This is a genomic window from Mitsuaria sp. TWR114 (assembly GCF_007997345.1).
The window spans coordinates 1-10,865 of sequence record NZ_VOSR01000052.1 but is presented as its reverse complement, the minus strand read 5'-3'; the positions used below and the strand labels follow the sequence as shown (position 1 = coordinate 10,865).

Here is a 10,865-nt window from a genome sequence, read left to right as displayed (position 1 = left end):
CAAGGCCTCGGTGCTGGCGGCCCGGGTGAACCGCGACCAGCTCGGCGCCGATTACCGGCGCTACATCGACCTGCACCGGCAGGGCTTCATCAGCGCGGCCGAACTGGACCGCCGTGATGCCGCCTTCAAGGCCGCGCAGGCGCAATACGAATCGGCGCGCGCGCAATCCGACGTGCAGCGCAACCAGGCGCAGTACTCCAGCCTGGTGGCGGACGCGCCCGGCGTCGTCACCGGCATCGATGCCGAGCCCGGCATGGTCGTGGCCGCCGGCACGCCGGTGGTGCGCGTGGCCAACGACGGCCCGCGGGACATCGTCTTCTCCGTGTCCGAGGACCAGGTGGCGCTGGTGCGTGCCGCCGCGGCGCGGCCCGACGGCCTGAAGGTGCGCCTGTGGACCGACACCAAGGCCGAGCCGCAGCCGATCAAGCTGCGCGAGCTGGCCGCGGCCGCCGATCCGGTGACGCGGACCTTCCTGGTGAAGGCCGAACTCAACGACCAGAACGTCCGCCTGGGCCAGACCGCCACGGTGATCCTGACCGGTACGCCGTCGGACAACGCGATCAAGCTGCCGCTGAGCGCGGTGATGGAATCGCAAGGCAAGAGCGCGGTGCTGCTGCTGGACCCCAAGACCATGACCGTGCAGCCCCGACCGGTGACCGTCGTCGGCGCGGAAGGCAACGAGCTGGTGGTGCAGGGCCTGGCGCCCGGCATGGAGATCGTGGCCGCCGGCGGCCATGTGCTGACGCCCGGCCAGAAGGTCAAGCGCTTCCGCCCGCCGGGCACGCCGGTCGAGGGCTCGCCTTCGCCCGCGCCGTCCGCCGCCGCGTCTCGCTGATCCTCGGGAGCGCTGAATGAGCAACCCGAGCCGCGCCGGTTTCAACCTCTCGCGCTGGGCGCTGGAGCATGCCCCGCTGACGCGCTACCTGATGGTGGTGCTGATGGTGCTGGGCTTCGCCGCCTACTTCCAGCTGGCCAGGACGAAGACCCCCCGTTCACCTTCCGCGCGATGGTCGTGCAGGCCTACTGGCCCGGCGCGACGCCGCAGCAGATGGCCGAGCAGGTCACCGACAAGATCGAGCGCACCCTGCAGGAGGTGCCGCATGCCGACAAGATCCGCAGCTACACCAAGCCGGGGGAGTCGCTGACCATCTTCCAGGTGAAGGACAACACCTCGCCGGGCGAGGTGCCCCAGCTCTGGTACACGGTCCGCAAGAAGATCGGCGACCTCAAGCCCACCTTGCCGCAGGGCGTGCTGGGGCCCTTCTTCAACGACGAGTTCGGCGACGTCTACGGCTCTATCTTCGCGCTGTCCTCCGACGGCGGCTTCTCGATCGAGGAGTTGCGCCAGCAGGCCGAGGCGGTGCGCTCCGAGCTGCTGCGCGTGCAGGACGTGGCCAAGGTCGACCTCTTCGGCGTGCAGGCCGAGAAGCTGTTCATCGAGATCTCGCAGAAGCGCCTGGCCGAACTGGGCCTGGACTTCAACCAGGTGGTCTCGCAGCTCAACGCGCAGAACGCGGTCGAGAGCGCCGGCGTCATGGACGCCAGCAGCGCCAACGTGCAGATCCGCATCGAGGGCCAGCTCAATTCCGTCCAGGCGCTGAGCGACTTCCCGATCCGTGGCACCAACCCGACCACCGGCGCCGCCAGCAGCCTGCGCCTGGGCGACATCGCCAAGGTGCGCCGCGGTTATGTCGACCCGGCCACGACGATGGTGCGCTTCAACGGCAAGCAGGTCGTCGCGCTGGGCGTGTCGATGGGCAAGGGCGGCGACATCATCGCGCTGGGCAAGGCGCTGCAGGCCACCGTCAAGCGGCTGCAGCAGCAACTGCCCGCCGGCATCACGCTGCAGCAGATCCAGGACCAGCCCGCCGCGGTGAAGACCTCCGTCGGCGAGTTTGTCCACGTGCTGATCGAGGCCGTCATCGTCGTGCTGGGCGTGAGCTTCATCAGCCTGGGCCTGCACACCAAGCCGCTGCGCATCGACGTGTGGCCGGGCCTGGTGGTCGGCATCACCATCCCGCTGGTGCTGGCCATCACCTTCGTGGTGATGCTGTATGCCGGCGTGGGGCTGCACAAGATCTCGCTCGGTTCGCTGATCATCGCGCTCGGCCTGCTGGTCGACGACGCGATCATCGCGGTCGAGATGATGGTGCGCAAGCTCGAGGAGGGCTACGACAAGATGCATGCGGCGACGTACGCCTACGACGCCACCGCCAAGCCGATGCTGACCGGCACGCTGATCACCGCGGTGGGTTTCCTGCCCATCGGCCTGGCCAAGTCCACCGTCGGGGAATACACCTTCGCGATCTTCGCGGTGACCGCCGCGGCGCTGGTGATCTCGTGGATCGTCTCGGTCTACTTCGTGCCCTACCTGGGCGCGCTGCTGCTCAAGACCCGCGCCGGCCATGAAGGCGAGGCCCACGAGGTCTTCGACACGCCGTTCTACAACCGCTTCCGCCGCTGGGTCGCGTGGTGCGTCTACCACCGCTGGAAGACCATCGGCCTCACCATCCTGGTGTTCGTGCTCGGCCTGGCCGGCATGGGCAAGGTGCAGCAGCAGTTCTTCCCGGATTCGAGCCGGCCGGAGATCCTGGTCGACCTGTGGCTGCCCGAAGGCGCCACGATCGAGCAGAGCAACGTCGTGGCCAAGCGCTTCGAGGCCCGCATGGCCAAGGAGCCGCTGGTGGGCAGCATCGCGACCTGGGTGGGCTCGGGCGTGCCGCGCTTCTACCTGCCGCTGGACCAGATCCTGCCCAACACCAACGTCAGCCAGGCCATCATCCTGCCCAAGACGCCGGCCGACCGCGAGACCCTGCGCCACAAGCTGCCGCAGATCCTGGCCGAGGAGTTCTCCGAGGTGCGCGGCCGCGTGAAGCTGCTGCCCAACGGGCCGCCGGTGCCGTATCCGGTGCAGTTCCGCATCGCCGGCGACGATCCCGCGCAGCTGCGGATCTACGCCGATCGCGCCAAGGAACAGATGCGCGCCAACCCCAACATGGTGGGCGTCAACGACAACTGGAACGAGGCCATCAAGGTCCTGCGCCTGCAGGTCGACCAGGACAAGGCGCGGGCGTTGGGCGTGACCAGCCAGAGCATCGCCCAGGCGGCGCGCATCCTGGTGTCGGGCACGACGGTGTCGCAGTACCGCGAGGCCGACCGACTGATCGACATCGTCCTGCGCCAGCCGGTGCAGGAGCGCGACACGCTGTCGGAGCTCGCCAACGCCTACGTGCCCACCGCCTCGGGCCGCTCGGTGCCGCTGACGCAGATCGCCAAGCCGCAGTTCACCTGGGAGCCTGGCGTGATGCACCGCGAGAGCCGCCAGTTCGCGATCACCGTGCAGGGCGACGTCATCGAGGGCCTGCAGGGCGCGACGGTGACCAGCCAGCTCTGGCCCGCGCTCGACGCGATGCAGAAGGAGATGCCGCCCGGCTACTCGATCTCGATCGCCGGCGCGGTCGAGGAAAGCAGCAAGGGCACCGGCTCGATCGCCGCCGGCGTGCCGATCATGCTGTTCATCACCTTCACGCTGCTGATGCTGCAGCTGCACAGCTTCTCGCGGGCGATGCTGGCCTTCCTGACCGGCTTCCTGGGCATCGCCGGTGTGTCGGCCGCGTTGCTGCTGCTGAACCGGCCCTTCGGTTTCGTCGCGCTGCTGGGCGTGATCGCGCTGATGGGCATGATCCAGCGGAACTCCGTCATCCTGATCGACCAGATCGAGCAGGACCGCGGCCGCGGCGTGCCACCGGCGCAGGCCATCGTGGAGTCCGCCGTGCGACGGCTGCGTCCGATCGCGCTGACCGCCGCCGCCGCGGTGCTGGCGATGGTGCCGCTGTCGCGCAGCGTGTTCTGGGGCCCGATGGCGGTGGCCATCATGGGCGGCCTGATCGTCGCCACCGTGCTGACGCTGCTGGCGCTGCCGGCGATGTACGCGGCCTGGTTCCGCGTCGAGCGCGACAAGGACGCCGGCATCGCCCCGTCGACGCATTGAACCGGCGAGCCGGAGGCCCCCAAGGCCTCCGGCCTTCGGGGGTTAACCCCCGCCCGGGCGGGGCGGGGGCGGCCGTGGGAATCGGCTGAATCCTTGATTACAATCGCCGGTTTTCCGGATCGCGGACGGCAGGGCCCTGGGCTCTTCTCTCGCATCTCCGAATTACCAAGGCCCGCCGCGCAGGACTGCGCGCAGCGATCGCGACGAGCCCCCATCACCCGGCGCGGGTGGCGAAATTGGTAGACGCACCAGGTTTAGGTCCTGACGCCTTCACGGGCGTGCCGGTTCGAGTCCGGCCCCGCGCACCACACTTCCAACTGATTCCGAGTCCACTATGGCTGTCACCGTCGAAACTCTCGAAAAGCTCGAACGCCGCATCACGCTCACGCTGGCGGCCGCTGACATCAACACCGAGGTCGAGTCCCGCCTGAAGAAGCTGGCCCGCACCGTCAAGGCCGACGGCTTCCGTCCCGGCAAGGTGCCGATGTCCTTCGTGGCGCAGCGCTACGGCGCGCAGGTGCAGTACGAAGTCGTGAACGACAAGCTGGGCGAGGCCTTCACCGTCGCCGCCAACGAAGCCAAGCTGCGCGTGGCCGGCATGCCCAGCATCGCCCAGAAGGACACGGCCGCCGAAGGCGAACTGGCCTTCGACGCGACCTTCGAGATCTACCCGGAAGTGAAGATCGCCGACCTGGCCGAGGCCGAGATCGAGCGCGTCGCCGCCGACGTGACCGATGAAGCCATCGACAAGACCGTCGAGATCCTGCGCAAGCAGCGCCGCTCGTTCGCCCAGCGCGGCGCGGCGGACGTGGCCGCCGACGGCGACCGCGTGACCATCGACTTCGAAGGCAAGATCGACGGCGAGCCTTTCGCCGGCGGCAAGGCCGACGGCTTCCAGTTCCTGCTGGGCGAAGGCCAGATGCTCGAGGCCTTCGAGAAGGCCGTGCGCGGCATGAAGGCGGGCGAGTCCAAGACCTTCCCGCTGGCCTTCCCGGCCGATTACCACGGCAAGGACGTCGCCGGCAAGGAAGCCGACTTCCTGGTCACGGTCAGGAAGATCGAGGCCCAGCACCTGCCCGAAGTGAACGAGGCCTTCGCCAAGGCCCTGGGCATCAAGGAAGGCACGGTCGAGGCGCTGCGCGCCGACATCAAGAAGAACCTCGAGCGGGAAGTGAAGTTCCGCGTGCTGGCCAAGAACAAGGGCGCCGCGATGGACGCGCTGGTCGGCAAGGCCGAACTGGACGTGCCCAAGGCGCTGGTCGCCGGTGAAGCCGAGCGCATGGTCGCCAACGCCCGCGAGGACCTGAAGAAGCGCGGCATCAAGGACGCCGACAAGGCCCCGATCCCCGCCGAGCTGTTCAACGAGCAGGCCGAGAAGCGCGTGCGCCTGGGCTTGGTCGTGGCCGAGCTGGTCCGCTCGCAGAACCTGCAGGCCAAGCCCGAGCAGCTGCAGGCCCACATCGAGGAAATCTCGCAGAGCTACGAGAAGCCGGCGGAAGTCGTGCGCTGGTACCTGTCGGACCGCGAGCGCATGGCCGAGGTCGAAGCCGTCGTGATCGAGAACAACGTCACCGACTTCATCCTGGGCAAGGCCAAGGTCACCGACAAGCAGCTGCCCTTCGACGAGCTGATGGCCACGGCCTGATCGGCCGGCTCGACGCCGTCTGGCGCGGGCTTTCCCGGCATCGCCCTTGATTCACCGGGAACTCATCGCCAAGTAAGGCGCCTGGCCGAGAGGCCGGCGCCTTTTTCTTTCCCCGGCGCAGCCGCCGGCGCGATCCCGCTTCGCAGGGGCCGCGCGGCGGCAAGGGGATGGAGCGCACGACATAATGGTTTGTCGTGATCTCGAACCAATTCAGAGGATTTCATGAGCGCGCTTGAAACCAGCAACCTGGGCATGGTGCCCATCGTCATCGAACAGTCGGGCCGCGGCGAGCGCGCCTACGACATCTACAGCCGCCTGCTGCGCGAGCGCATCGTCTTCCTGGTCGGCCCGGTGAATGACGCCGTCGCCAACCTCGTTGTCGCGCAGCTGCTGTTCCTGGAAAGCGAGAACCCGGACAAGGAGATCTCGCTGTACATCAACTCGCCGGGCGGCAGCGTCTCGGCGGGCATGTCGATCTACGACACGATGCAGTTCATCAAGCCGCAGGTCTCGACGCTGTGCATGGGCATGGCGGCCTCGATGGGCGCCTTCCTGCTGGCCGCGGGCGAGAAGGGCAAGCGCTTCGCGCTGCCGAACTCCAAGATCATGATCCACCAGCCGCTGGGCGGCGCGCAGGGCCAGGCCACGGACATCGAGATCCATGCCCGCGAGATCCTCAAGACCCGCGAGCAGCTCAACCGCATCCTGGCCGAGCGCACCGGCCAGAGCCTGGAGAAGATCCAGGCCGACACCGAGCGGGACTATTTCATGTCGGCCGCCGAGGCGTCGACCTATGGCCTGATCGACCAGGTCATCGAGAAGCGTCCCTGATCGCGACGCGGGATTCAGGCCGCCGCGGCGTCCAGCGGGCGCCGCAGCCCGGATCCCGCGCCATGCGCTTCCTGACGCCGGCGGCGGCGTTCTCCCGTGGAATCCGCCGCCCGGCGATGCCACCGGGAACTGCCGCCGCGGTGCAGCAACTGACCGCCGGTCGAGCGCGCCAACTGACCACTCTTAGGGGCTTTTATCCCCCCAAGGGTGGTGCCGGCAATTGAACTATCATCAATGCAGGCACTTGCCTGTATTCCCCGCAGCCCTCCAGCAGCCCCAGCCCCAGCAGCACTCCCATGGCCGAGAAAAAAGGCAATTCCAGCGAAAAAGTCTTGTACTGCTCCTTCTGCGGCAAGAGCCAGCACGAGGTCAAGAAGCTGATCGCGGGCCCGTCGGTGTTCATCTGCGACGAATGCATCGAGCTGTGCAACGACATCATCCGTGACGAAGTCCCGGCCGAGGCCGCGGCCGGCGGTCGCGCGAGCAAGTCGGACCTGCCCGTGCCCAGCGAGATCAAGACCACGCTGGACCAGTACGTGATCGGCCAGGACGTCGCCAAGCGCACGCTCTCCGTCGCGGTCTACAACCATTACAAGCGGCTGCGCCACGCGGCCGACACCAAGGACGGCGTCGAGCTGTCCAAGAGCAATATCCTGCTGATCGGGCCGACCGGCTCGGGCAAGACGCTGCTGGCCCAGACCCTGGCCCGCGTGCTGAATGTCCCCTTCGTGATCGCCGATGCGACGACGCTGACCGAAGCCGGTTATGTCGGCGAGGACGTCGAGAACATCATCCAGAAGCTGCTCCAGAACTGCAATTACGACGTCGAGCGCGCCCAGCGCGGCATCGTCTACATCGACGAGATCGACAAGATCAGCCGCAAGGCGGACAACCCCTCCATCACCCGCGACGTGTCGGGCGAGGGCGTCCAGCAGGCGCTGCTGAAGCTGGTCGAAGGCACGATGGCGTCGGTCCCCCCGCAGGGCGGCCGCAAGCATCCGAACCAGGACTTCCTCCAGATCGACACGACCAACATCCTGTTCATCTGCGGCGGCGCGTTCGACGGCCTCGAGAAGGTCATCCAGAACCGCTCGGAGAAGTCGGCATCGGCTTCGGCGCCTCGGTCAAGAGCAAGAGCGAGAAGAAGGTCGGCGAACTGTTCCGTGAAGTGGAACCGGGCGACCTGATCAAGTTCGGCCTGATCCCCGAGCTGGTGGGCCGCCTGCCGGTGATCGCCACGCTCGGCGAGCTGACCGAGGACGCGCTGGTGCAGATCCTGACCGAGCCGCGCAATGCGCTGGTCAAGCAGTACCAGCAGCTGTTCTCGATGGACGGCGTCGAACTGGAAGTGCGGCCGTCGGCGCTGAGCGCCGTCGCGCGCAAGGCCCTGGCCCGCAAGACGGGTGCCCGTGGCCTGCGCTCGATCGTCGAGCACGCGCTGATCGACACCATGTTCGAATTGCCTTCGCTGGACAGCGTCGCCAAGGTCGTGCTGGACGAGCACAACATCGACGAGGACACCAAGCCGTTGCTGGTCTATCGCGAAACCAAGGCAAGCGCCTGAGGTCGCGATCACACGCCGGGCGATCTGCTTGCCATGACCCCTTGTGGAAGGCAATTGCTCAAAGGCTATTGAACGGCACCTTGTAATTGGTAGCTCGGACCCTAGATGGGCCTGAGAAAGAGAGGTTTTCATGTCCGGTCATCCGATCCTCCCCGCGGAACCCATCACGCTGCCGCTGCTGCCGCTGCGCGACGTGGTCGTCTTCCCGCACATGGTGATCCCGCTCTTCGTGGGCCGTCCCAAGTCCATCAAGGCCTTGGAAGCGGCGATGGAAGCAGGGCGCCAGATCATGCTGGTCGCGCAGAAGGCCGCCGGCAAGGACGAGCCCAAGCCCGACGACATGTTCGAGATGGGCTGCGTCTCCAGCATCCTGCAGATGCTGAAGCTGCCCGACGGCACGGTGAAGGTGCTGGTCGAGGGCCTGCAACGCGCCACGACCAACAAGATCGAGGACGGCGAGGAGCACTTCACCGCCGAGGTCCTGCCGATCCCGCCGGAAGCCGATGACCAGCCCGAGGTCGAGGCGCTGCGCCGCGCGGTGACGCAGCAGTTCGACCAGTACGTCAAGCTGAACAAGAAGATCCCGCCGGAGATCCTGACGTCCATCGCCGGCATCGATGACGCCGGCCGCCTGGCCGACACGATCGCCGCGCACCTGCCGCTCAAGCTCGATGCCAAGCAGTCGGTGCTGGACCTGTCCGAAGTGGGCAAGCGGCTCGAGAAGCTGCTGGACCTGCTCGAGCACGAGGTCGACATCCTCCAGGTCGAGAAGCGCATCCGTGGCCGCGTCAAGCGCCAGATGGAGAAGTCGCAGCGCGAGTACTACCTGAACGAGCAGGTCAAGGCCATCCAGAAGGAACTGGGCGACGGCGAGGAAGGCGCCGACATGGAGGAGCTGGAGAAGAAGATCCAGGCTGCTCGCATGCCGAAGGAAGCGCGCAAGAAGGCCGAGGCCGAGCTCAAGAAGCTCAAGCTGATGTCGCCGATGTCCGCCGAAGCGACCGTCGTGCGCAACTACATCGACACGCTGGTCAACCTGCCGTGGTCGAAGAAGACCAAGATCAAGCACGACCTGGCCAATGCCGAGGCCGTGCTGAACGAGGACCACTACGGCCTGGACAAGGTCAAGGAACGCATCCTCGAGTACCTCGCGGTGCAGCAGCGCGTCGACAAGGTCAAGGCGCCGATCCTGTGCCTGGTCGGCCCTCCGGGCGTGGGCAAGACCTCGCTGGGGCAGTCGGTGGCGCGCGCCACGGGCCGCAAGTTCGTCCGCATGGCGCTGGGCGGCGTGCGCGACGAGGCCGAGATCCGCGGTCACCGCCGCACCTACATCGGCTCCATGCCGGGCAAGGTGCTGCAGAGCCTGTCCAAGGTCGGCACGCGCAATCCGCTGTTCCTGCTCGACGAGATCGACAAGCTGGGCATGGACTTCCGCGGCGACCCGTCGTCGGCGCTGCTGGAGGTGCTGGACCCCGAGCAGAACCACACCTTCGCGGACCACTACATCGAGGTCGACTACGACCTGAGCGATGTGATGTTCGTGGCGACGTCGAACTCGCTGAACATCCCGCCGGCGCTGCTGGACCGGATGGAGGTCATCCGCCTGTCGGGCTACACCGAGGACGAGAAGGTCAACATCGCCCAGCGCTACCTGCTGCCCAAGCAACGCGGCAACAACGGCGTGAAGGAAGAGGAGCTCGAGGTCACCGAGGATGCGATCCGCGGCGTGATCCGCTACTACACGCGGGAAGCCGGCGTGCGTTCGCTCGAACGCGAGGTCTCGAAGATCTGCCGCAAGGTCGTCAAGGGCCTGCAGCTCAAGACCTTCACCGGCAAGGTGGTGGTCACCGAGGACAACCTCAACGAGTTCCTGGGCGTACGCAAGTACGACTTCGGCCGCGCCGAGAAGAAGAACCAGGTCGGCCAGGTGGTCGGCCTGGCGTGGACGGAAGTGGGCGGCGACCTGCTGACCATCGAAGCCACCGCGATGCCGGGCAAGGGCAACATCATCCGCACCGGCTCGCTGGGCGACGTGATGAAGGAATCGGTCGAGGCGGCACGCACGGTGGTGCGGTCGCGGGCTCGCCGCCTGGGCATCAAGGATGAACTCTTCGAGAAGCGCGACGTGCACATCCACGTGCCCGATGGCGCGACGCCGAAGGACGGCCCAAGCGCGGGCGCCGCGATGACGACGGCCTTCGTGTCGGCGCTGACCGGCATCCCGGTGCGTGCGGACGTGGCGATGACCGGTGAGATCACGCTGCGCGGCGAGGTGACGGCGATCGGTGGCCTGAAGGAGAAGCTCCTGGCGGCCCACCGTGGCGGCATCAAGACCGTGATGATTCCGGAAGAGAACGTCAAGGACCTGCAGGACATTCCCGAGAACGTGAAGAATCAGCTGGAGATCGTCCCGGTCCGCTGGATCGACCGCGTGCTGGAAGTGGCGCTGGAGGCTTATCCGCAGGCGCTGCCGGACGAGGAGGCGGCAACGCCTCCGGCCGAGAAGGTCGCGGAGACCAAGCCGGCCGACGCGACCGGCGATTCGCTGAAGCATTGACCGGCGCTCGTTCGCGAGCCTGATGACGACGCGCCTTCGGGCGCCGTTGTTCATTCCGCCGCGCGGGCGGCGAGGGGACCGGTGACGGTCGGGTGAATCGTCCTGGTGTTTGGGCGATCTTCATAAAGAAGTCGCCGAACTCTTGCGAGCGGGTGAAAAACCGTTCTATACTCTCGGCTTCAGCGCAAACGGTGCTGCGACGACAAGGCGAATCGCAAGAGACGCCACGAAGTTGAAGCAGGCAGTGCGTTGAAGACCATGCGGGAATAGCTCAGTT

Annotated in this window: 4 protein-coding genes, 1 tRNA gene and 2 pseudogenes; all 7 read left to right on the top strand. The window is 66.9% G+C overall.

Going from position 1 to position 10,865, the window contains the following annotated elements:
• Positions 1–835: efflux RND transporter periplasmic adaptor subunit (locus FUT87_RS03210; protein ID WP_147240059.1), on the top strand; the 835-nt coding region annotated here is incomplete at its 5' end.
• Positions 836–851: 16 nt separating this feature from the next.
• Positions 852–3,991, top strand: a pseudogene (locus FUT87_RS03205) (efflux RND transporter permease subunit).
• A gap of 221 nt (positions 3,992–4,212) precedes the next feature.
• Positions 4,213–4,299 (top strand) — tRNA-Leu (locus FUT87_RS03200).
• Positions 4,300–4,325: 26 nt separating this feature from the next.
• On the top strand, positions 4,326–5,636 hold the full coding sequence (gene tig, locus FUT87_RS03195) for a trigger factor (protein ID WP_147240058.1): 1,311 nt from the start codon (positions 4,326–4,328) through the stop codon (positions 5,634–5,636).
• A 222-nt stretch (positions 5,637–5,858) separates the two neighbouring features.
• A complete protein-coding gene (gene clpP, locus FUT87_RS03190; protein ID WP_091722797.1) occupies positions 5,859–6,467 on the top strand; it encodes an ATP-dependent Clp endopeptidase proteolytic subunit ClpP in 609 nt (202 codons plus the stop codon).
• Positions 6,468–6,763: 296 nt separating this feature from the next.
• Positions 6,764–8,031: pseudogene (gene clpX, locus FUT87_RS03185) on the top strand (ATP-dependent Clp protease ATP-binding subunit ClpX).
• Between the two features lie 130 nt (positions 8,032–8,161).
• On the top strand, positions 8,162–10,588 hold the full coding sequence (gene lon, locus FUT87_RS03180; protein ID WP_091722803.1) for an endopeptidase La: 2,427 nt from the start codon (positions 8,162–8,164) through the stop codon (positions 10,586–10,588).
• The last annotated feature ends 277 nt before the right edge of the window (positions 10,589–10,865 follow it).